The following is a 22418-nucleotide window of genomic DNA, read 5'->3' as shown; positions in this document are numbered from 1 at the left end:
GTTTGAACTTATTCGACTTCGGTCAGTTCTACCACATGGCTCTGCATGGGGCGGAAACCGAAGACATCGAGACCTATTTTCATCAGATAGTCACCCGAGAATATGCGGCCGTTGGCGGGAAGTGCCGACTTGCTGTCGGGCATCAGATTGATTTCTTCCACTTTGTAGCGTTTATGCGGATCCAGTCCCTGCATCTTGACGGGGAACAGTTTCTCCTGATAGCGCGGGTAGACGTCGTAAGCGAAAAGAACAGCCTTGCGACTGTCCGTACTTACATAATTTACGGCCATGTGGTTGCTTTCGTAGGGCGATACCAGGCGGTATTGGGTGCCGTCCAGGATTACCGGTTGCAGGCGTTTCCAGTTGGCTACTGCCGTCTGGCAGTAAAGCAATTCCTCCGCACTCAGTTCTTTCAGTCCCAGGTCGAAGCCCAGTTTGCACATGGAGGCTACGTCGGTACGGAATTTTATGGAAGCAGCCTTGTTCCAGCTTGTCACGTGGGCGCACATGGCTTTGGCCGGGAAGAACTGGGAGAATCCCCATTGGATGTAGATGCGCTCTACGGGGTCGGTATTGTCGCTGCACCAGAATTCTGTGAAATATTTCAAGGCTTCGTAGTCGCAACGTGCGCCGCCTCCCGAACAGAGCATCATGGGTATGTCGGGATAGTTTTCTTTCACGCGCTTCATGACATTGTATACACCACGTACATGGTCTATATACAGTTGTTCCTGTTCCGTCTTGAGGTAGGGCGAATAGATATTGGTGATGGGGCTGTTGCAATCCCATTTGAAGTAGGCTATTTCCGGATTTTCTTTCAGCAGCTTGTCTACAATGCCGTAAACATATGCTTGTACTGCCGGATTGCTCAGGTCGAGTACCAGCTGGTTACGGTAATAATAGGTGTCGCGGTTGGGATAGTGGATGGCCCAGTCGGGATGCTTTTCGAAAAGTTCGCTTTTGGGGTTGACCATTTCCGGTTCGATCCAGAGGCCGAATTTGACTCCGGCTTTCCGGGCGGCATCGGTCAGTGCCCGGATGCCGCCGGGGAGCTTGTCGTGTGTCACTTCCCAGTCGCCCAGACCGGCACGGTCGTTCTTGCGCGGATATTTGTTGCCAAACCAACCGTCGTCCAGCAGAAACATGTCTACTCCCAGGTCTTTGGCTTCCTTCATCAGTTCGGCCAAGATATCCTGGTTGAAGTCGAATCCGGTATTTTCCCAATTGTTCAATAACGTGAGTCGGGAACCTTTGCCGTCTTTCAACTGATAGTTGCGTGCCCATGCCTGCAGGTTGCGGCTGCCTTGTCCTGTTCCTTCCGTGCTGAGCGTAAAGATGAATTCGGGTGTGGTGAACACCTCACCGCGTTCCAGCTTGTAGGCCGAAGCATACGGATTGATGCCCGGAATGATGCGCAGATTGCCCACATTGTCCACTTCGAAGGTGAAACGGAAGTTTCCTGTCCAGGCCAGTGTCCCCATCAGTACCTCTCCCTGGGTTTCGTGAGCCGGCTGGTCCAGCCCCATGATGAAGAATGGGTGTGTGTGCATGGCGGCACGGCTGCCCAGCTTGGTATCGATCACTTTCTTGCCGAATTGCAACGGTTGGGTGCTCATCTGTGCTTCTTTGGCCCAGTCGCTGCTGAATTCCGTCAGGTAGTAGGCCGGACGGCTGAAGTAGAGCATCGTGGAAGCATAGGCGGAAAGGACAACCGGCTTTTTTTCCTGATGGCGGATTTCACTCCATGTCTTGATGACGTTTTCCTTGGGATAGGCCACGTAATGCAACGTGACATCTACCGGATATTTGTCGTCACGCAATAAGATATCAGTCTGTACGCCTCCTTCTACAGAATGCGTGGAAGAAGAAACATAGTAAAGCCATGTGGAAGGATTGCCGTCGTTGTGCGTGACAGCCAGGGCCGGTTCGAAGAAGTCTTCGTTGCCCGAACCGCTGTACACTTCCCAACCACGCTGGCTGACGCTGCCGTCGGAAGCCGCATGAATGCTCCAGTCCAGCTCTTTCAAATCGACATTATTGATCAGCTTTTCGCCGAAATAACTCTGGTAGAGACGTCCGTTCTGGGCTACTTGCAGCACAAGGTCGGTACGGTCTGTGGAGATACGGATCTGCTTCATTTCGTTCGCATTCAGACAAGTGGCGGCAAACAGTGAGATTGCCGCCGTTACGATGAGGTGTTTCATGGGATATAAGGGCTTTTAAGTGTTACAATCCTAATTGGTGTACCTTCAGATTCTTCACTTCAGCCTTTCCTCCTTGGGCGTAGAAACGCAGGGTGTTGTAGGGCTGGGTGGGGAACACGAGGTTGGTCATGGCAATGCGGCCGCCGTCTACAAAGATCTCAACGGAGCACTTGTCCACGAATATGTCAAGATGATACGTCTTGCCTTCGCAAAGCGAGAGCGGGGCCCAGGTTCCGAGGGCGAAGTCATTGATATAGTTTACCGATTCGGCTTTGCGGTGTTCGTCTGTCTCTTTTTCGTGTACGTTCATTTCACCGTGGCGGGTCAAGTCTACAATCCCGCTCTGTGTGCGGTCCATGACGATGCGTCCGGCTTTCATGTCGAGGTAGATATCAACTTTCTCTCCTTTGTCGTTCAGCAGTTGGAAACCGGCTGTCTGTGCTTTGCCGGGAGTAATGTCCATCTCCAGTTCGCAGGCACCTTCGGGACCGGTGGCCAGCGGACTGATCAGATGCTCGTCGCTTACAGCAAAGTCGTTCACGTCGGTTGTGCCTTTGCGCAGTGCCTGAGTTTCTTTTACGGCGTTGGCAGCCATATAGATTTCACCATCTTTGGTGTAGAGGGAGAGCTCGCGCGGAAGGGCGTTGGCACCGCGGTACTGACGGATGGGGGTTGCGTTGGCATATTGCCAGTTGCTCATCCAGGGAACAGCGATGGTACGGTCGCCCGTGTTCGAGAAGCAGACGGTTGCATAGTGGTCTTTGCCGAAATCGAGCCATTTCGTCACACGCTTTTCTGTATCGCATTTGAATTCCTTACCGTCAAATTCTCCGACAAAATACTCTGTAGCGCTACCGCCGAAGAGACAGCCCGGATTGATGTTGACAATCATCACCCATTTCATCCGGTTTTTGTCACCGTCGACGGGCAATTGGATGAAGTCGGGGCACTCGAATTGGTTGGGCTGCACGCCATAGCCTTCGCCGAACTGGCTCAAGTATTCCCAGTTCTTCATATCGGTGGACGAATAGAAACGCATGTTCTTGTCGGCCGAAACAATCATATACCATTTCTGGGCGGGTTCGTACCAGAATACTTTCGGGTCACGGAAATCCTTCAGGCCGTCAAAGGGAGTCAGAATGGGGTTCTTCTCATATTTCGTGTAAGTACGTCCGTTGTCGGTGCTGTAGGCCATGCATTGTATCTGTCCGTGCTCGTCGCTGGCCGAAGTGTAGAAGGCAATCATGGCATCCTTGCCATAGCCGGCGCTGTTGTTCTTGTCGATGACGGTGCTGCCCGAGAAGATGTGTCCCAGTGTGTCGCGGGCGATGGCCGGGGCGAGGTGTTCCCAGTGGATGAGGTCACGGCTTACGGAGTGTCCCCAGTGCATGTTGCCCCACTTCGAACCGTAGGGGTTGTACTGGAAGTAAAGGTGATACTCGCCATCTTTGTATACCAGACCGTTGGCGTCGTTCATCCAGCCGTAGAGCGGTGTATGATGATAGACGGGACGGTAGTAGTCGGTATTGGCCGTATCGAAGCTGTCGGCCAACCGGATACTGTCCCAGCAGATGGCGTTGGAGGCTACACGTCTGATGGCGACGGTGGCTTCCTTGCTTCCCTGGGGCAGGGCGAACGGTACATAGTATTCGACACTGTCTACGGCCAGACGTATGTCCATGGCCATGTCGGCAGGACTGCCGGTGACGAGTTTTACTTTACCTTCATTACAGGATTCCTGAATGGGGAGAATCAGATATTTGGATGGGTTTGTGATGTGAACGATAGTCAGTGTATCGCCTTGGTGTTCCAGGCGGATACCATTCTTTTGAGGCTGGCAGGCTGTGAATGCTGCAGCGGTTGCCAATGCCATGGTCAGATAATGAAAATTCATTTTCATGGTTGCTTGTTATTTTGAGCGTTTAAAGATACAAATTTAAAATGTTATCCGAAAAACAATCTGTTTTACCTCAGTTTAAAATTTCAGGCTGGCGCTGAACTCTACCGTAAACGGACGGATGTAGCTGCCGGCCATGACGTGTCCGGCATATTGTCCGGCGTCTTCCTTCTCGATGAGTTCGGCTCCGGCGATACTGCCTTTGGCTCCGGTCTGGTTCAGGAAGTTGACGACTGTACAGCCGAGGGACAGCTTCTTGTTTACCTGCCAGTTCAGTCCTCCAAAGGTTTCCCAGCGGCCGTTGAAGTAGTAGGCGTCGTTGATGTTGGCATAAGTCTTGCTGAAGTAACGGAAGCTGGTCCATATTTTCAGATCTTTGGTAATCATGTAGCTGGGATCGATTTCTACAATGAATTGCGGAATTTCGGCTACGATATTGCCGGTTGCGTTGATTTTTCCTACGTAACCGTCAGAGAAGGTGACGGATGTCTCGTATTTCTTGTAAGTCGGCTTCTGGTAGGTGAAAAGGAAATGGAAGTCAAATCCTTTGAACGGGTGAGTCACAACGTCGGTAGTCCATCCCAATGTCTTGATGTCGTAAGTCAGCGGGGCGGCCATGATTTCGGTCTGGCCGGCTGCGGTCTTGTGTTGCAGATTCAACGTAGAGTTGTTGTTGGTCTTCGATATATAAGAGAAGAGTGAAGTCAGGCTCAGCCATTCGTTGTTGTAGTAGATACCGGCACGTCCCAGCGGAACGGAAATCTTGTCTGTATTGGGAAGGGTGGCGGGGGCGAAGTTCTCAATTTTCGGATGTTGTGTGATGTAAGTGAAGTCGCCGGTGAAACCGAAAGCCTTGGTCAGCTTGTAGGTAGCTGCAACAGTCAGGGCATAGTTCAACCAGTCATAGCTCATCGGAGTGGCGGCAATCTTGGTTCCGTCGGAAGCGGTAGCACCCAGGTAATAGTTGGCAAAACGTCCGACGTATTCGCCGTTGGCATTCTTGACAGCTGCATTTTCACCGCGCAGTGCCTGGTATTCCAGACGTGCACCGTAGTACAGATTGAACTTGTCGGTTATATCCCAGTCGTGGGTAAAGTAAAGGGCAATCTTGTTTTCGTGTCCCTTGTAGTATTCCGAAGCGTTCTTGTTGAAGTCGTAATAGTATCCGTTTCCGGCATAGGTACGGTCGGCATAAGTGGCATAATCTGCATTGTAGAGCCGTACAGGATAACTGCCGTCCATGGGTACGGACTGATCGTACATGGTGGTTGCCGAAGCATAGTCGATGTCATAATACCATTCGTTCAGACCGAGTCGCCAGGTACTGTTGCCTGCTTTGCGCGACAATTCTGTCGTAAACATGAAGGAATCTATAAAACCGCGGTTGAGGCAGGACATACGGCTCTGTACATAGTCGCCGGTATAGGGCTTCATGCTGCCGTCGGCCGCTTCGTAAAGGTAATTGATTCCGGCTTCGTTCTGGTCGAGCGACATCGGGGTCTGGTAGACGCAGGAACCGGTGGAATGGTCATATTTCAGGATGGCCTTCCAGTTCAGACCGTTGTCCCAGGTGTAGTCGTTCATCAGGGTGAATTCGCTGCCTTTGTTCTGGACGGCATCGTAGAGATTGGTTTTGCTGATTTCGCCGGTACGCATATCCCGGAACATCATCTCGTTGTCCATCGGCAGGTAGGAAGTGGTTCCGAGGGCAAACTTGCCAAACTCTTTTACGCTTCCGTCGCCCACATAGACAAATGGAGCCGACTGGGTGGCATACATATAGACGGGATGACTGTTGCTGTAGTGGTAGATGGCTGTCAGTTCGCCACGATTGTCGTTGTACTTCTTCGTGAGAGCAAACTTATAGATTTGTGTACGGTCCTGGAAGGGAGTCGATTTGATTTTGAACGTTCCCGGGTCGAAGTCCTGATAGATACTTCCGCTGTAGAACCAGTCTTTGGCAATGCCGCCGTTCACGTTGAGGGAGAATTCCTGCATTCCGAAGTGGTTGCTTTTATAGTTCAGTGTACCGTGAAAACCTTTTTGTCCCAGTTGGGTGAAAGAGTTGACGGCGTACCCGATGTTTCCGGTTGTAATGGCTGTTTCCGAAATCTTCAGCAGTCCTACGTGGCTCAGACTGGCATCGGCACGCCAGAGCGAGTTGACCGAATGGGGATTGGTGGCATAGGTAACGGGAATACCGTTTTCCAACACGTTGACGTCGGCCGAAGGAAGGCCGATCTGGATTTCGCGCGGACCATTGGCACTGGCAGCGTTAAGCATGACGTTGCGGTTGCCTTCCTCCTTATTGGAGTTTTCCGTTTGCGATTCCGTTGACTTCTTTTCTTCTTGCGCGAAAGCATTTCCGCAAGTAAGGCCGAGCAGCAACAAAGCTGCAGCGGTGCGATAGCATACTGAATGTTTCATACCCTTTTTCATGGTATTACAATTTATGAAGTTAAATAATAATGTTCATTGCAGCTCCCGGCTCTTTCTCCGAGAACCTGTGCAAATGTACGCGGACGTTTGAAATAGGGCTGAAAGATATGTTTCATACGTTGTCATTCACGTTACATGTAACATATCTGCTGCAGGATGCAACATTTCTGGCATTGTCAGGGGGACTTTGTGCAAAGAAAAAGCGGAAGGTATCGCTACCCTCCGCTTTTCTACTTTGTTTCTGTTGTATGTTGTAACTATGGCTTATATGTTTCGCATCATACAATTCCTTGAGCCATCATGGCGTTGGCCACTTTCATGAAGCCGGCGATGTTGGCACCCTTCACGTAGTTTACATAACCGTCGGGTTCCGTGCCATACTTCACACAGTTTTCGTGGATGTTTTCCATGATGTAATGCAACTTGGCGTCCACTTCTTCGGCGCTCCATGACAGACGTTCGGAATTCTGTGTCATTTCGAGACCCGAAACGGATACACCACCTGCATTGGCTGCCTTGCCCGGAGCGTAGAGAATCTTTGCTTCCTGGAACACACGGATAGCTTCGGGAGTAGAAGGCATGTTGGCACCTTCGGATACGGCAATCACGCCGTTGGCCACCAGCTTCTTGGCATCGTCGCCGTTGATTTCGTTCTGGGTGGCTGAAGGCAGTGCAATGTCGGCCTTTTCGCCCCAGGGACGGGCACCTTCTACATATTTGACACCCGGATACTGTTCGGCATATTCGCGGATACGGCCACGGTAGAGGTTTTTCAGCTCCATGATGTAGTCCAGCTTTTCGCGGTCGATACCTTCGGGATCGTAAACATAACCGTCGGAGTCGGACATGGTCAACACTTTACCACCCAGTTGCAGTACTTTTTCGGCAGTATACTGGGCTACGTTACCTGAACCGGAAATCAGTACAGACTTGCCTTTGAGATCCATGCCTTTCGTCTTCAGCATTTCCATCAGGAAGTACACGTTTCCGTAACCGGTAGCTTCGGGACGGATGAGTGAACCACCGAATTCGCGGCCTTTGCCGGTCAGCACACCGCTGAATTCGCGGGTCAGTTTCTTGTACATGCCGAACATGAAACCTACTTCACGGCCACCTACACCGATATCACCTGCCGGTACGTCAACATCCGGACCGATGTGGCGCCACAGTTCCAGCATGAAGGCCTGGCAGAAACGCATGACTTCGGCGTTGCTCTTGCCACGCGGCGAGAAGTCCGAACCGCCTTTGCCACCACCCATCGGGAGGGTAGTCAGTGAGTTTTTGAAGGTCTGCTCGAAAGCCAGGAACTTCAGAATGCCCAGGTTTACAGATGAGTGGAAACGGATACCACCTTTGTATGGGCCGATGGCATTGTTATGTTGTACACGGTAACCCATGTTGGTCTGTACATTACCTTTGTCGTCTACCCACGTAACGCGGAACTGGTATACGCGGTCGGGAATACAAAGACGTTCAATCAGGTTGGCTTTGTCGAATTCGGGGTGTTTGTTGTACTCTTCTTCAATGGTACCTAATACCTCTTCTACGGCTTGATGATACTCAGGTTCATTGGGAAACCGTCTTTTCAAATCTTCTAATACCTTAGCTGCATTCATAATCTTTGTTTTATTAGTTGTTTTATTACTTGCGGTTGCAAATGTATATATAAAAATGATATGAACAAACAATTTATAAATAAAAAGCGAGATAAAACATCATTTTTTTTGTTTTATCTCGCTTTTGGTGGAAAAACGATAATGTATTACCGCTTTTTCAGTGACTGGATGACAGGAATGAACACCAATGCTGCCGAAATGAGTATCATCAGGATGACAGGACCGTCAATTCGTTCGCTGTATACCAGTACATAGTAGCAAAGTAACGCCCAAAGCAGCGTGACGCAAACTATTTGCGACTTGGAAAGCGGTCTTCTCATTGTTCTGCTTTCTTTTTGTCGACAATGGCATCGATGACAGCCACGGCAGTGATGTTCACGATGTCGCGCACAGAGCTTTCGAAGTCGGTGAAGTGGATGGGCTTGTTCAGACCCATCTGTATCGGACCGATGAGTTCGGCATCCGTATCCATAGCCTGCAGCAGTTTGTAGGCCGAATTGGCCGAGCTGAGGTTGGGGAATACCAGGGTGTTGACATCCTTGCCGAACAGTCGGGTGAAAGGATACTTCTTGTCGCGCATCTCGCGGTTCATGGCAAAGTTCATCTGCATTTCGCCGTCGATGGCCAGTTCGGGATAGTGCTGCTGCATGTAGTCTACGGCCTCGTGTACCTTGACAGGACTTCCTTCCGTGTCGGCACCGAAATTGGAGTAGCTCAGCATGGCCATCACCGGAGTATGGTTGAAGAAGCGTACGGTGTGTGCCGACAGCTTGGCGATGTCAATCAGCGTATCCGTGTCGGGATGACGGTTGATGAGCGTGTCGGCCAGGAAGTAGGTACCCTTCTTGGAGTTGAGGATGTGCATGGTGCCGAAATGCTTGTATTCGGGACGGATGCCGATAACTTCCTTGGCCACCTTGATGGTGTTGCTGTATTTGGTATAGAGGCCGGTGATGAAGGCGTCGGCTTCACCCGTCTCGACCATCATCATGCCGAAATAGTTGCGTTCGAACATCTTGTCGTTGGCTTCTTCGTAGGTTGCACCTTCGCGGGCACGTTTCTGGGCCAGGATGCGGGCGTAGCGTTCGCGGCGCGGCGCTTCGTCGGGGTGGCGCAGATTGACTATCTCGATGCCTTCCAGACTGAGGTCGAGTTCCTTGGCCAGCTTCACGATGGCTTCGTCATTACCCAGCAGGATGGGGTGGCAGATGCCTTCGGCCTTGGCTTCGACGGCGGCTTTCAGCATGTTGGGGTGAATGCCTTCGGCAAAGACCACGCGCTGCGGGTTGCGGCGGGCGGTGTCGTAGAGCTGGCGGGTGAGTTTGCTCTCGTAACCCATCAGCTCGCGCAGTTGCAGGCAGTAGGCATCCCAGTCTTCGATGTTCTTGCGGGCCACACCGCTTTCCATGGCAGCACGGGCCACGGCGCACGACACTTCCGTGATGAGGCGCGGGTCAACGGGTTTCGGGATGAAGTATTCGGGGCCGAAGGTGAAATTGTTCACGTGGTAGGCCTCGTTCACCACGTCGGGTACGGGTTGCTTGGCCAGGTCGGCGATGGCATGTACGGCGGCAATCTTCATTTCCTCGTTGATGGCTCTGGCGTGCGTGTCCAGGGCACCGCGGAAGATGTAGGGGAAGCCGATGACGTTGTTGATCTGGTTGGGGTAGTCCGAACGGCCGGTCGACATCAGTACGTCGGGGCGGGCAGCCATGGCGTCTTCGTAAGAGATTTCCGGCGTGGGGTTGGCCAGGGCGAAGACGATGGGGTGGTCGGCCATGGAGCGTACCATGTCCTGCGTCAGCACGTTGCCCTTGGACAGGCCGAGGAAGACGTCGGCTCCCTTGATGGCCTCTTCGAGCGTGTGCACGTCGCGGCGGTCGGTGGCAAAGAAGCGTTTCTGCTCGGTCAGGTTTTCACGGTCGCTGGTGATGACACCCTTGCTGTCGAGCATCAGGATGTTTTCGCGGCGGGCGCCGAGCGACACATACAGCTTGGTGCACGAGATGGCCGATGCGCCTGCACCGTTCACCACGATGCGTACGTCTTCAATCCGCTTGCCGGCCACTTCGAGGGCGTTCAGCAGTCCGGCGCTCGAGATGATGGCCGTGCCATGCTGGTCGTCGTGCATCACGGGGATGTCCAGCTCTTCCTTCAGGCGGCGTTCTATCTCGAAGCATTCGGGCGCCTTGATGTCTTCCAGGTTGATGCCTCCGAAGGTGGGGGCGATGGCCTTGACGGCCTGGATGAATTTCTCGGGATCCTTTTCGTTCACTTCGATGTCGAACACGTCGATGCCTGCATAGATCTTGAAGAGCAGGCCTTTGCCTTCCATCACGGGCTTGCCGCTCAGGGCGCCTATGTCGCCCAGTCCGAGCACGGCGGTACCGTTCGAGATGACGGCCACGAGGTTGCCTTTGGCCGTGTATTTGTAGGCATCTTCCGGATTCTTCTCTATTTCGAGACAGGGTTCGGCCACGCCGGGCGAGTAGGCCAGCGAGAGGTCGGTCTGTGTGGTGTAGGGTTTGGTGGGCACCACTTCAATCTTTCCCGGTTTGCCCATCGAGTGATAGAGCAAAGCGGCTTCTTTCGTTATCTTTACCATAATTGTAACGGTTGTTTTTTTAAGTTCTTTCTACATTCCTTTCCAGACTAGCGGTCTAGTCTGGGTTAGGCTAAGGGTCTAGTCCGGGTTAGGCTAGGGGGCTAGCCTAGGTTAGACTAGGGTATTAGTCTGCCGGCAGGCAGTGTTGTCTCATGCGTTGAGCGCCTGTTCGATGTCGGCGATGATGTCGTCGGCATTTTCGATACCCACCGAGAAGCGGATGAGGTCGGGGCGCACGCCGGCTGCCATCAGCTGCTCGTCCGTCAGCTGACGGTGCGTATGGCTGGCAGGATGGAGCACGCAGGTACGGGCGTCGGCCACGTGGGTCACGATGGCGGCCAGCTTGAGCGAGTCCATGAACTTGATGGATACGTCGCGTCCGCCCTTCAGGCCGAAGGTCACCACGCCGCACGAGCCGTTGGGCATGTACTTTTCGGCCAGTGCGTGGTACTTGTCGCTGGGCAGACCGCAGTAGTTCACCCAGGCTACCTTGTCGTTCCGTGACAGATATTCGGCTACGGCCTGTGCGTTCTTGCAGTGTTGCGGCATGCGCAGGTGCAATGTCTCCAGACCCAGGTTCAGCAGGAAGGCGTTCTGCGGCGACTGGATGCTGCCCAGGTCGCGCATCAGCTGGGCTGTGGCTTTGGTGATGTAGGCCATCTTGCCGAAGGCTTTGGTGTAGGTCAGGCCGTGGTACGACTCGTCGGGTGTGCAGAGGCCGGGGAACTTGTCGGCATGGGCATCCCAGTCGAAGTTACCGCTGTCCACGATGCAGCCGCCCACGCTGGTGGCATGTCCGTCCATGTACTTGGTGGTGGAGTGTACCACGATGTCGGCACCCCATTCAAACGGGCGGCAGTTGATGGGCGTGGGGAAGGTATTGTCTACAATCAGGGGTACGCCGTGCTTGTGGGCGATGCGGGCGAATTTCTCGATGTCGAGCACTTCGAGTGTGGGGTTCGAGATGGTTTCGCCGAACAGTGCCTTGGTGTTGGGGCGGAAGGCGGCCGAGATTTCCTCCTCCGAAGCGTCGGGGTTGACGAAGGTCACGTCGATGCCCTGCTTCTTCATCGTCACGCCGAAGAGGTTGAACGTGCCGCCGTAGATGCACGACGAGCAGACGAAGTGGTCGCCGGCCTGGCAGATGTTGAAGATGGCGTAATAGTTGGCAGCCTGTCCGCTGGAGGTCAGCATGGCGGCCACACCGCCTTCCAGTGCGGCTATCTTGGCGGCTACGGCATCGTTTGTGGGGTTTTGCAGGCGGGTATAGAAATATCCGCTGTCTTCCAGGTCGAAGAGGCGTGCCATCTGTTCGCTGGTGTCATATTTGAATGTTGTACTCTGGTAGATGGGGAGTACGCGGGGTTCTCCTTTCTTGGGAGACCAGCCGGCCTGTACACACAGGGTTTCGGGTTTGAATCGCTTGGTCATAATCGAATAATTGTATAGTTTTGGGTTATTTATCGGTACTTATTTCTCGCAAAAGTACGGAAAATACTGTAATTTTGTCGGGTGAAACCGGATTTTTAGTGGATTTAATAGAATGAGACATCTTTTACTCTCCTTGACATTGGCTTTGTTCACTCTTTCTGTGGCAGCCCAGCAGACTACCGACACCCCTCGTAATGGCGAGGGAATTTCTTCTTTCCTGCAGCGTAATCACCGTCCCGGAAAGGCCTATTATCAGGAGTTCCTGCGTCTGAACGCGAAGAAGCTGAAGGGTAAGAAAGAATTGATATTGGGCGTCCGTTACGTCATTCCTCCGTTGAGGGGAGAAGGTGCGCAGTCTGCTTCCGCCAAGAAACGACAGATAAAGGAACCCCTGTTCGGCAAGAAACTTTCGCATGTCGACGTTACGGGCAGCAGTCTGGCCGGGGCCTGCTTCTATATTGTCAGCGGGCATGGAGGCCCCGATCCCGGAGCCATCGGCCGCCTGAACGGGCACGAGCTGCACGAAGACGAGTATGCCTACGACGTGGCCCTCCGACTGGCGCGCAACCTGATGCAGGAGGGAGCCGAAGTGTATATCATCATCCAGGACAGGAAGGACGGTATCCGCGACGGAAATTATCTGAAGAACAGCAAGCGCGAGACGTGTATGGGCGACCCCATTCCGCTCAACCAGGTGGAGCGGCTGAAGCAACGTTGCGTGAAGATTAATGAATTGTATCGCAGCGACCGCAAGAAGTACAAGTATTGCCGTTCGGTCTTCCTGCACGTGGACAGCCGCAGCAAGCGGGCGCAGACCGATGTCTTCTTTTACCACGCGCCGGGCAGCAAGTTCGGCGAGCAGCTGGCCCGCGGCATGAAGAATACGTTCGAGCGGAAGTACGACCGCCATCAGCCCAACCGTGGTTTCGAAGGGACGGTAAGTGCACGCAACCTGTATGTGCTGCTCAACTCCACGCCACCCGCCCTCTTCGTGGAGCTGGGCAACATCCAGAACAGCTTCGACCAGCGCCGCTTTGTCATCAGCGCCAACCGCCAGGCGCTGGCCAACTGGATGCGTGAGGGGCTGATTGCCGACTACAAGAAGTGCAAATAGACAGCGTCAGGGACGTCCGCCGCGCATCCAGCAGCGCCGCCAGTAATTCTCGTCGAGGCTGCTCACGATGACGCCCCGGCTGGTACTGGCGTGGACGAACTTGCCGTCCTTCAGGTAGATGCCCACGTGCGTCACCTTCTTCCGCGACTTCCCATTGTGGAAGAATACCAGGTCTCCTTCCTTCAGCCCCCGGCGTGCCACCTTGCGGCAGGCCGCCAGCTGCTCGCCGGTACTGCGCGGCAGGCGCACGCGGTACACCTTCCGGTAGATTTCTCCTGTCAGCCCCGAGCAGTCCGTACCCCTTTTCGTATGCCCGCCGCTGCGGTAGGGCGTTCCTATCCACTCGGCTGCGGTGAGATATAGGCGATGGTTGTCCTTCGGCCCGATGTCCATGCCCAGCTGCACCGAGGCGCGGGCCAGGGCGCGGTAGTCCAGCCGTGGGGCCGACGTGTGGCAGGAGCTCAGGCAGAGCAGCAGGGCCGGAAGCAGCAGGCGGTACAGGCGGCCCGTCATGCTTCTTCCTCCTCCTCTTTCTTCTCTCTGTCAGCCTGTGGCTGTGTGGTTTCGGGTGCATCGGTTTCCTGCGCCGGTGTGGTTTCTTCCTGTTCTTCCTCGAGCACTTCTTCCTTCACGCCTACGTTGAAGTAGTCTTCCAGTTCCTTTTCGGCCGAGCCGTCGGTGTTGTCGATGTCGCGGATGATGACGCCGTGTTCCAGCAGGGCGATGCGGGGGCAGATGTCTACCGTGTGGTTCAGGTTGTGGCTCGAGATGAGTACGGTGGCACCGTGTTCCTCGTTGTAGCGCCGGAGCAGGTGTTTGATGATGGCCTGCGACGAGGGGTCAAGGAAGTTGAACGGTTCGTCCAGGATGAGCAGGCGGGGATGATGGAGCATGGCCGAGATGATGCCTATCTTCTGCTTGTTGCCCATGGAGTAGTTGCGGATGAACTTCTTCTGCCCCATCACTTCGCCGTTCATGAAGCGCTCGAAGGGGCGGAGGCGTTCGTCCACTTCCTCCTTCTTCAGGCCGTACATACGGCCGATGAAGTAGAAGTATTCTTCGGGCGTCAGGTAGTCGATGAGGAAGCCGTCGTCGATGAAGGCACCCGTAAAGGTTTTCCAGTCTTCGCTCTTGCTGACGTCGGTCCCGTCGACGGTGACGTTGCCGCGGTCGGCCTGCAGCAGGTCGAGGATAAGGCGGAAAAGGGTGGTCTTGCCCGCGCCGTTGTTGCCCACCAGGCCGAGCATTTCGCCTTGGTTGATTGTATAGTTCTCTATATCGACGGCTTTCTTTTCACCGAATAGTTTCTGTAATGAGTTAATCTGTATCATAGTAACGAACAATGTAAAGCTCAATATTTATTAATTGATATTTTATATTTGATATCTGATATTCGTCTTTTATCGCTGTCGGCTGTCGCGGAAGCCCTCCAGATTCTTGTAGCGTCGTTTCATGAATCGGTGGTACACGTTTTTCAGCCAGAAGCGCGAGGTGAGGATGAAGCCCAGGCCGATGACGATGAGCACGATGCCCGTTGCCGTCTCGCCCAGCCACAGGTTGAGGACGAAGTTCAGCAGCAGTGGCAGGCCGAAGGCGGCGAACGAGATGAGGTTCTGCAGCCCCGTGCCCATGTTCCGGCGGTTGGTCAGCTTGGTGTTCAGGTCCAGCGTCTGGTTGTTGTACACGGCCAGCTGGAACAGGCAACAGTAGATGGCTCCGGCTGTAAAGATGGCCCACGACAGGCAGCTCAGTACCGTCAGCTTGCCTGTCACCATGGCGGGGGTCATCAGCAGGAAGGGTATCAGCATGGCCGTGCTGTAGAGGATGTACTTGGCGCGCAGCAGCGAGTAGATGGACTCCTTGCGGCTCATCAGCCCGTCGATGTAGTTGCCTTCGTAGCTCATGACGCTCAGCAGGAACATGATGCCGAAGATAACGTAGTTGTACACCATGATGAAGCTCTTCATGCCGGCCGAGTCGTAGACCTCGGTGAAGCTGAGGATGAAGCTGAAGGCCACCACGACGATGGTGATGGAGCGCAGCGAGGCCTTGCACACCTTGTTGCGCAGCAGCATCTTCAGTTCCAGGCGCATGTATTCGCCTATCTCGCCGTAGCGGTCCAGGAAGCGGTATTCCGACACGCTGCGCACCTTCACCGTCGTGTCGTCCACCTTGTTCAGTTCGCTGTACACCAGTCCTTGCATCACCTTGCGGTTGATCAGCCACAGCAGGGCGATGACTGCCACCACAATCAGGAAGCAGAGCGGCCGACCGGTGATGAAGCCTTCGCCCAGGGTGATGGACCCGTCAAGCAGCAGGCTGTCGTCGGGGATGAAGAGGGCGCAGCCGATAGCCCCGTAGACGGCAAGCGGAAGGGCTGCCCACCAGATGCGTTCGTTCATCAGCGTGCGGCACAGCAGGAACCAGTAGTTGTTCATCACCATCAGCAGCCAGATGCCGAGGCTGTAGGTCACGACACCCGTCACGCCGTAGAAGCGCGCTACGCTGAGGATGGCCAGCGGCACGAAGAAGAAGAGCCAGAAGAGGTTGAACGTACTCAGCCCCGAGCGGAGCAGCAGGCAGTCTATCAGCCGGTTGCGCCGTACGGGCAGCAGCAGGTAGGGTTTCATTTCCTGCGTAGGCGTTTTCTGGAAGGGGAAGCGGATGAGGAAGTCGAGTGCCAGGATGATGATGAGGCCTCCGTTGATGATGTGGTAGGGTTCGCGCGATTCGCCGTTCAGGGCGAGGGCAAACGTGGTGCCGAAGAAAATGAGGTATCCGGCCCAGAAGGCGGCCATGAGGTACATCCAGAAGCGGCCGAATTTGTTCTTGTCGTACATGGGGTGGCGCTTGTCGGCCAGCTTTCCATGTTGTCGGAGTTCGAGAAACAGGTTCATGTAGTAGAGGGAGTTATAAAGAATTTAGAGGAAGTTAAAGGGAGTTAGAGGCCGGTACCTATAAACTTCTAAACGAAGTGGTAATTCCTTCTAACTCCCTTCCAGTTCCTTAAAATATTACTTCTTTTCAGGTACGGTCATCACCACCGTAATCTTGTTGCCTTGCTTCAGCAGGCCGGCGGCAAACTTCTGTACGTCGGCTTTGGTGATGGCGTTGACAGCAGCTTCATAGTCCTTCGTGTTGTCCACACCGTTGCAGAAGTATTCCTTCAGGTTGTTCACCCAGTAGCTGTTTTCCTTCTGGTTGTCACCATACTTCTTCAGCATGTATTCCTTGATCTTCTGCAGGTGTTCGTCGCTCGGGCCTTCGGCTGCCATCTTCTGCATTTCGCGGTCGATGACGGCGTTCAGTTTCTCGAATTTCTCAGGATCGGTCTGGTAGACAATCTGCATCATCACGTCTTCCGTCGGATATTTGTTCAGGCCTCCGTAGCAGCTGACGCCGTACGTGCCGCCTTCCTTCTCGCGGACTTCCTCGGTATAGACCATGTTGAGGGCCTGTGTCAGGAAGCTCATCAGCAGGTTGTTTTGCTGGTTGTACTTGCAGTCGCCGCTGTAGAGCATGAAGACGGTGGCCATCGGAGTCTGCTGTTCCTTGGCGTAGGTCTTGCTCAGGATACCTTTGGCGATGTCCATGTGGTTGTCGCGTACGGTTTCCTTGGCTCCGGTCGAAGGCAGGCTGCCCAGATACTGCTCGATGAGGGGCTTCGTCTGCTCCAGATCGATGTTACCCACGAGGAAGAAGGTGAAGTCGCCCGCATTGGCAAAGCGTTCCTTATAGATTTGCAGCACGCGGTCGTAGTCAATCTGGTCAATCAGTTCGGGCTTCAGCGAGAGGTAGCGCGGGTGGTTGCCGTACATCATTGCGCTGATGGTGTCGTTGATGCTCGACAGCGGGTTGGCAGCTGCGTTTTCCAACTGTGCTTTCAGACGTGTCTTGAAGGAGGCGAAGGCTTCCATGTCCTTGCGCGGAGCGGTAAAGCTCAGGTAGGTGAGCTGCATCATCGTTTCGAAGTCCTTGGGCGAGCAGTTGCCGTGTACGTATTCCTGCGTACCGCCTACACCTGCATCAACCGATACCTTCTTTCCGGCCAGCATCTTGGTCAGTTCCACGTTGCTGAAGTCGCCCAGTCCGCCGGCAGAGACAACACCGTTCAGGATGGCCTGGTTGAAGTTCAGCTTGTCGTTGTCGGGCAGCAGGCTCGTTCCACCCAGACTGAAGGCGCTCATGCGGATTTCGTCGGCCTTGAAGTCGGTCTTCTTCACGTAGACCTTCACGCCGTTCGACAGGGTCAGCTCCGTTGTACCGTAGATGGCACCAGCTTTTTCCGATACAATCTTGCCGCCCTTGGGAGCTTCCTTCATCAGCGGCTCGTTGCTCACCTTGTCCTCGTAGGGCTTCACGTCGAGCTGCTTCATGCCGTTCAGCTGTGCCAGTACTTCTTCCTTGGTAGGAATCACTTCGCCTTCCTTGTCAGGGGCGGCGATGATGACTACCTCGTTGTTGTCGGGAATCAGTTCCTTCTGTACAATCTGGTTCACCAGTGCCACAGGGATGTTGGGAGCTATCTGGTTGTACACGGTATACTCGTATTCGATGCCCGGCATGGGTTCGGCGTCGAGGAAGTTCTGGATGCACTGGTTCACGTACGTGTCGTTCTTCGTGTTGGCACGTTCGTTGTAGGACGATTCAATCTGTTGCAGGATGTTGGCACGTGCGCGGGCATATTCCGACTCTGTGAAGCCGTAGCGGCGCATGCGTTCCACTTCCGTCAGCAGGGCGGTCAGGGTTTCCTTCAGACCGTTGTCCTTGGCTGTACCCGAGATGTTGAAGGCTTCCTTTGTCTTGGACACGAAGAAGTTGCCGTAATAGCTGCCTGCGTTCACATAGGGCGGGTTGGCGCTTTGTGCCAGTTCGCTCAGGCGCTCGTTCATCATCATGGTGATGGCGCTCATCAGGTAGTCCTGCACCAGATAGGCCATGGTGCCCTTGATAGAGTCCGGCGTAGCTTCGTGCTTGAAGTAGATGTCAATGCTGGGGCTGTCTATCTCCTTGTCCTTACCTATATATATAAGGGGTTCTGCATTGTCGGGCACGGGGTAGTAGATGCGTTCGGCAGCGTTGACGGGCTTCTTCACGTCGGCAAATACCGTCTTGATCTTGGCTTCCATCTGATCCACGTCGATGTCGCCCACGATGATGATGCCCTGCAGGTCGGGACGGTACCACTTGGCGTAGTAGTCGCGGATGTCCTGATAGGGGAAGTTGTTGATGACGTCGATGCTTCCGATAGGCATGCAGTCACTGTACTTCGAGTCGGGGTAGATGACGGGCTGCGCTTCGGTGTAGAGGCGGAGCATACCGCTGTTGCGGCTGCGCCACTCTTCGCGGATGACGCCGCGTTCCTTGTCAATCTCCTTGTCGGCCAGCAGGATGGCATTGCTCCAGTCGTGCAGGATGAGCAGACAGGAGTCTACCACGGCTGCATCCGTGCTGGGCACATTGCTGATGCGGTAGACGGTTTCGTCTATCGAAGTATAGGCGTTGAGGTTCACGCCGAACTTGATACCTTTTGTCTCGCACCACTGCACGATGCCCAGGCCGCGTTCGTCGCCGGGGAAGTTCTTCGTACCGTTGAAAGCCATGTGCTCCAGAAAGTGTGCCAGTCCGCGCTGCTGCGGCTCTTCGAGGATGGAGCCCACTTTCTGCGCGATATGGAATTCGACACGGTTTTCGGGTTTTTCGTTGTGACGGATGTAGTAGGTCAGTCCGTTGTCCAGCTTGCCTATGCGCACCTGTGCGTCCATGGGGACGGGTGGCATCTGCTGGGCGAAGAGGATGCCCATGTTGCCGCAGACGATGACTGCGGCCAGAAGAGTTTTCTTAAATAAATGTCTCATAACTCAATTTTTAGGTTTTCTGTATGTATCAGTCGGGCGGTGTGGCCGAAAGTCACACCGCCCGTACGATTTTTTTTGTTTAACGGATTGCCTGCCGGATGCGCACCAGTTTGGTCAGCAGGTCTTCCAGCAGGTCGAGGCACAGCATGTTGGCCCCGTCGCTCTTGGCCACGGCTGGATTCTCGTGCGTTTCCAGGAAGAGGCCGTCGGCTCCGGCAGCCACGCCGGCTTTGGCGATGGTCTCGATGAGTTGGGGCATGCCGCCCGTGACGCCGCTGGTCTGGTTGGGCTGCTGCAGGGAGTGGGTCACGTCGAGCACCACTGGATGGCCGAAGGTCTGCATCTCGGGGATGCCGCGGAAGTCTACCACCAGATCCTGGTAGCCGAAGGTCGTTCCGCGTTCGGTCAGCATCACCTGCGGATTGCCGGCTTCCACCACCTTTTCGGCGGCAAACTTCATGGCCAGGGGCGAGAGAAACTGCCCTTTCTTGATGTTGATGGTCTTGCCCGTTTGTGCGGCGGCCACCAGCAGGTCGGTCTGCCGGCACAGGAAAGCCGGTATTTGCAGAATGTCCACATACTCGGCTGCCATGGAGGCTTCGTCGGCGGTGTGGATGTCAGTCACGGTGGGGATACCGAAGGTGTCGTGCACCTTCTTCAGGATGTTCAGCGCCTTCTCGTCGCCGATGCCGGTAAAGGAGTCCAGCCGCGAGCGGTTGGCCTTGCGGTACGACCCCTTGAATACGTAGGGGATGTTCAGTTTCTCGGTGACGGTTACCGCCTTTTCGGCGATGCGCAGGGCCATGTCTTCGCCTTCGATGACGCAGGGGCCCGCCAGCAGGAAGAAGTTGCCTGCCGGGTTATGGGTCAGTTGTTCAATCAGGTTGTTCATTTATTTAGGGGTTAGTGGTTAGCGGTTAGTGGTGAACGGTTAGTGGTGAATGGTTAGCGGTTAGTGGTTAACGGTAAGTGGGAATGCTCACCGCTCACCACTAACCACTAACCGTTACCTTTCATTCCGGTATAATCAGTGTGACGGCTTCGTGCAGGATGCCTATCTCCAGCGGGAAGTGGCGGTCCAGGATGCGCCCGTCCAGGTCGACGGAGGCGTTCTGGGCGCGCAGCACCTTGACGTGCTGTGTGCGGTAGGGGTGCACCACCTTGTGGTTCAGGATACGTCCCTGTATCAGCATCCACAGGCCGCTGAGCAGCTGGCGCAGTTCGGGGCGGTAGATGACGGAGACATCCAGCCAGCCGTTGTAGGGCACGGCGCTGGGCACCTGTCCATAGCCGCGCGCACTGCCGATGCACACCGTCATGATGCGTCCGCGGATGTGTTCGCCGTTTATCTTCAGGTGCATGCGGTGCAGCTTCCGTTCGAAGATGAGCGACAGCAGGGCCATGAAGTAGGACAGGGGCTTCACGCCCCAGAAGCGCTTGCACTGGTCGGTCACCTTCACGATGCGTGCTCCGAGGCCGATGTTGATGGCGTTCAGGAAGTAGCGTGTCAGGTGCTTCTGCCCGTCGTAGTAGTAGCATGTGCCCACGTCGATGCGCCGACGACGTCCGTGTGCGATGCAGTCCACCGCCTCCTTGTAGTCGTCGCTCATCTCCCAGTAGTCGGCGAAGTCGTTGCCGATGCCGTTGGGGATGATGCCCAGGGCAATGTTCTGCTTGTCGGGCGCGTCGGAGTTCATGATACCGTTGATGGCGTCGTTCAGTGCGCCGTCGCCGCCCACGATGACGATGGTGCGGTAGCCGTTGTTGGCCAGGATGCCTGCCAGCCGTTCCACCGAGCCGAATCCTTCGGACTGCACGTAGTCGTAATCCAGGCCCCGGCTGTCCATGTATTCCTTGATTTCTTTCCACCGTTTCTGCACCTTGCGCGTGCCGGCCTTGGGGTTGTATATCACCCCCCATTTTTCGGGTGATTTCGTCATAGCTCTTTGTCCTTTCGTTAGGTGGCGCCGAGGGGGAATCTTCCCTTCGCCGCCGTTGTTCCTGCAAATTTACAAATTCTCTTCGAGTTTTCGTTTGACAAATGCAATCTTTTCTTCCATGGGCAGGCGTGCGTCCATCCAGTGGATGGTGAATCCGCGCCGCTCCATGCCCCTGAACCATGTCATCTGCCGCTTGGCGAACTGGTGGATGGCCGTCTCCAGCCCGTGGAACATCTCGTCGTAGGTCAGGTGGCCGGTGACGTAGAGTGTCAGGTACTTGTACTCCAGTCCGTAGTAGATGAGGTCCTCCGCTGCAATGCCCCGCTCCAGCAGGCGGCGCACTTCGTCCACCATCCCTTCGTCCAGCCGCTGCTTCAGGCGGCGGGTTATCTTCTCGCGGCGCAGGTCGCGGTCGATGTCCACGCCGATGATGAGGCTCTTCAGCTGGGGGAACGAGCGTTCGTCCACGGGCGTATGCAGGTAGTATTCTTCTATCTCGATGGCGCGGATGGCGCGTTTGGCCGTGTCCACGTCCGTGGTGTTGTGCAGGGTCTTGTAGGTCTTCAATATTTCGGTCAGCTCCTCCAGTGACTTGTCTGCCAGGCTGGCACGCAGCTCGGGGTTCTCGGGTACGGGCAGCAGGCGGTAACCTTTGAGCACCGCTTCCAGGTAGAGCCCTGTGCCTCCGCAGACGATGGGCGTCATGCCCCGGCGGCGGATGTCTTCGTAGGCCGTCAGGAAGTCGCGCTGGTACTCGAAGACGTTGTACTTGTAGCCCGGCTCGGCGATGTCTATCAGGTGGTAGGGGATATCCTGTCCGTCCACGCGGTAGTCGGCCAGGTCTTTTCCTGTGCCCAGGTCCATGCTGCGGTACACCTGGCGCGAGTCGGCACTGATGATTTCCGTGCCCAGCGTGGCCGCCAGTGCTGCCGCAAAGGGAGTCTTGCCCGAGGCCGTGGGGCCCAGAATGGCGATGAGGTCGTAGTTTGGCATACGTATCGTTGTTTTTTCGATTGTCGGCAAACTTACGCAATTTCTTTGGAATAACCTCGGTAAAACGCAAGGAAATAGAACGATGTACAGGGGATGTTCGGATAATTTTTGATTTTAGGGTGGTTCTTCTGTCTGCTTCTCCGTTATGCGATGATAATGATGGTGAAAAAGAATTACATTATAGAAAAGATTTCCGATTTTGTATGAAGCCGTTCTGAATTTGGGTTTAAACCCTAAACCCTCTATGTTTGAAACATAGGGGTCGAATGTTTGAAACATTCCCCCCTTGGGTTTGAAACATTCCCATAGAAGCATTCGGAA

The 22418-nt window shown here is 54.7% G+C and carries 15 protein-coding genes; 1 reads left to right on the top strand and 14 read right to left on the bottom strand.

Features of this window, described 5'->3' with window-relative positions; genetic code table 11:
* Nucleotides 1-8 precede the first annotated feature (8 nt).
* The 7 genes from RDO88_RS06955 to RDO88_RS06925 form a co-directional block, all read right to left on the bottom strand.
* Complete coding sequence (locus tag RDO88_RS06955; protein ID WP_307758686.1) at nt 9-2204, bottom strand: alpha-galactosidase; 2196 nt, start codon at nt 2202-2204, stop codon at nt 9-11.
* 22 nt (nt 2205-2226) lie between these two features.
* The gene (locus tag RDO88_RS06950) at nt 2227-4104 is read right to left on the bottom strand and encodes a GH32 C-terminal domain-containing protein (protein ID WP_307758685.1); all 1878 of its coding nucleotides are present in this window, start codon (nt 4102-4104) and stop codon (nt 2227-2229) included.
* A 75-nt stretch (nt 4105-4179) separates the two neighbouring features.
* Nucleotides 4180-6528 carry a TonB-dependent receptor gene (locus RDO88_RS06945; protein WP_307758684.1) on the bottom strand — a complete coding sequence of 783 codons (2349 nt, stop codon included), beginning with the start codon at nt 6526-6528 and terminating at the stop codon, nt 4180-4182.
* Between the two features lie 290 nt (nt 6529-6818).
* Nucleotides 6819-8156 (bottom strand): NADP-specific glutamate dehydrogenase, encoded by a 1338-nt coding sequence (locus tag RDO88_RS06940; protein ID WP_307758683.1) that lies wholly within the window; start codon nt 8154-8156, stop codon nt 6819-6821.
* Between the two features lie 146 nt (nt 8157-8302).
* Entirely contained in the window at nt 8303-8476 is a 174-nt protein-coding gene (locus RDO88_RS06935) for a hypothetical protein (RefSeq protein ID WP_307758682.1), read from the bottom strand.
* Nucleotides 8473-10761 carry a phosphate acyltransferase gene (locus tag RDO88_RS06930; protein ID WP_307758681.1) on the bottom strand — a complete coding sequence of 763 codons (2289 nt, stop codon included), beginning with the start codon at nt 10759-10761 and terminating at the stop codon, nt 8473-8475. The genes RDO88_RS06935 and RDO88_RS06930 overlap by 4 nt, the downstream gene beginning before the upstream one ends.
* A gap of 150 nt (nt 10762-10911) precedes the next feature.
* Nucleotides 10912-12192 carry a PLP-dependent transferase gene (locus RDO88_RS06925; RefSeq protein WP_307758680.1) on the bottom strand — a complete coding sequence of 427 codons (1281 nt, stop codon included), beginning with the start codon at nt 12190-12192 and terminating at the stop codon, nt 10912-10914.
* 112 nt (nt 12193-12304) lie between these two features.
* On the opposite strand from RDO88_RS06925, the gene RDO88_RS06920 reads away from it, so the two are divergent.
* Nucleotides 12305-13306 (top strand): N-acetylmuramoyl-L-alanine amidase, encoded by a 1002-nt coding sequence (locus tag RDO88_RS06920; RefSeq protein ID WP_307758679.1) that lies wholly within the window; start codon nt 12305-12307, stop codon nt 13304-13306.
* Between the two features lie 6 nt (nt 13307-13312).
* Here the strand turns inward: RDO88_RS06920 and RDO88_RS06915 are convergent, their stop codons facing one another.
* The 7 genes from RDO88_RS06915 to miaA form a co-directional block, all read right to left on the bottom strand.
* A complete protein-coding gene (locus RDO88_RS06915) occupies nt 13313-13819 on the bottom strand; it encodes an NlpC/P60 family protein (protein ID WP_307758678.1) in 507 nt (168 codons plus the stop codon).
* Nucleotides 13816-14637 (bottom strand): ATP-binding cassette domain-containing protein, encoded by an 822-nt coding sequence (locus tag RDO88_RS06910; protein ID WP_307758677.1) that lies wholly within the window; start codon nt 14635-14637, stop codon nt 13816-13818. Before RDO88_RS06910 ends, RDO88_RS06915 begins: the two co-directional genes overlap by 4 nt.
* A gap of 69 nt (nt 14638-14706) precedes the next feature.
* The gene (locus tag RDO88_RS06905) at nt 14707-16203 is read right to left on the bottom strand and encodes a DUF5687 family protein (protein WP_307758676.1); all 1497 of its coding nucleotides are present in this window, start codon (nt 16201-16203) and stop codon (nt 14707-14709) included.
* A 117-nt stretch (nt 16204-16320) separates the two neighbouring features.
* On the bottom strand, nt 16321-19164 hold the full coding sequence (locus RDO88_RS06900) for an insulinase family protein (RefSeq protein ID WP_307758675.1): 2844 nt from the start codon (nt 19162-19164) through the stop codon (nt 16321-16323).
* A 79-nt stretch (nt 19165-19243) separates the two neighbouring features.
* A complete protein-coding gene (gene kdsA, locus RDO88_RS06895; RefSeq protein WP_374043916.1) occupies nt 19244-20056 on the bottom strand; it encodes a 3-deoxy-8-phosphooctulonate synthase in 813 nt (270 codons plus the stop codon).
* A 121-nt stretch (nt 20057-20177) separates the two neighbouring features.
* Nucleotides 20178-21104, bottom strand: a complete 927-nt coding sequence (locus RDO88_RS06890; RefSeq protein ID WP_307758674.1) for a diacylglycerol kinase family protein — start codon at nt 21102-21104, stop codon at nt 20178-20180.
* Nucleotides 21105-21173: 69 nt separating this feature from the next.
* Nucleotides 21174-22097, bottom strand: coding sequence for a tRNA (adenosine(37)-N6)-dimethylallyltransferase MiaA (gene miaA / locus RDO88_RS06885; protein WP_307758673.1), 924 nt, complete (start codon nt 22095-22097; stop codon nt 21174-21176).
* Nucleotides 22098-22418 lie beyond the last annotated feature (321 nt).

It is taken from the genome of uncultured Mediterranea sp. (genome assembly GCF_902493215.1).
In the GTDB taxonomy this organism is placed as follows: Bacteria; Bacteroidota; Bacteroidia; order Bacteroidales; family Bacteroidaceae; genus Bacteroides.
This window is presented reverse-complemented; position numbering and strand designations above follow the sequence as displayed.

Excerpts from the sequence above, each read along its gene's own strand:
- RDO88_RS06945 (WP_307758684.1), bottom strand. The coding sequence starts at position 6,528 with ATGAAACATTCAGTATGCTATCGCACCGCTGCAGCTTTGTTGCTGCTC.
- RDO88_RS06955 (WP_307758686.1), bottom strand. The coding sequence starts at position 2,204 with ATGAAACACCTCATCGTAACGGCGGCAATCTCACTGTTTGCCGCCACT.
- RDO88_RS06935 (WP_307758682.1), bottom strand. The coding sequence starts at position 8,476 with ATGAGAAGACCGCTTTCCAAGTCGCAAATAGTTTGCGTCACGCTGCTT.
- RDO88_RS06925 (WP_307758680.1), bottom strand. The coding sequence starts at position 12,192 with ATGACCAAGCGATTCAAACCCGAAACCCTGTGTGTACAGGCCGGCTGG.
- RDO88_RS06950 (WP_307758685.1), bottom strand. The coding sequence starts at position 4,104 with ATGAAAATGAATTTTCATTATCTGACCATGGCATTGGCAACCGCTGCA.
- RDO88_RS06940 (WP_307758683.1), bottom strand. The coding sequence starts at position 8,156 with ATGAATGCAGCTAAGGTATTAGAAGATTTGAAAAGACGGTTTCCCAAT.
- RDO88_RS06910 (WP_307758677.1), bottom strand. The coding sequence starts at position 14,637 with ATGATACAGATTAACTCATTACAGAAACTATTCGGTGAAAAGAAAGCC.
- RDO88_RS06905 (WP_307758676.1), bottom strand. The coding sequence starts at position 16,203 with ATGAACCTGTTTCTCGAACTCCGACAACATGGAAAGCTGGCCGACAAG.
- miaA (WP_307758673.1), bottom strand. The coding sequence starts at position 22,097 with ATGCCAAACTACGACCTCATCGCCATTCTGGGCCCCACGGCCTCGGGC.
- RDO88_RS06920 (WP_307758679.1), top strand. The coding sequence starts at position 12,305 with ATGAGACATCTTTTACTCTCCTTGACATTGGCTTTGTTCACTCTTTCT.
- kdsA (WP_374043916.1), bottom strand. The coding sequence starts at position 20,056 with ATGAACAACCTGATTGAACAACTGACCCATAACCCGGCAGGCAACTTC.
- RDO88_RS06930 (WP_307758681.1), bottom strand. The coding sequence starts at position 10,761 with ATGGTAAAGATAACGAAAGAAGCCGCTTTGCTCTATCACTCGATGGGC.
- RDO88_RS06900 (WP_307758675.1), bottom strand. The coding sequence starts at position 19,164 with ATGAGACATTTATTTAAGAAAACTCTTCTGGCCGCAGTCATCGTCTGC.
- RDO88_RS06890 (WP_307758674.1), bottom strand. The coding sequence starts at position 21,104 with ATGACGAAATCACCCGAAAAATGGGGGGTGATATACAACCCCAAGGCC.
- RDO88_RS06915 (WP_307758678.1), bottom strand. The coding sequence starts at position 13,819 with ATGACGGGCCGCCTGTACCGCCTGCTGCTTCCGGCCCTGCTGCTCTGC.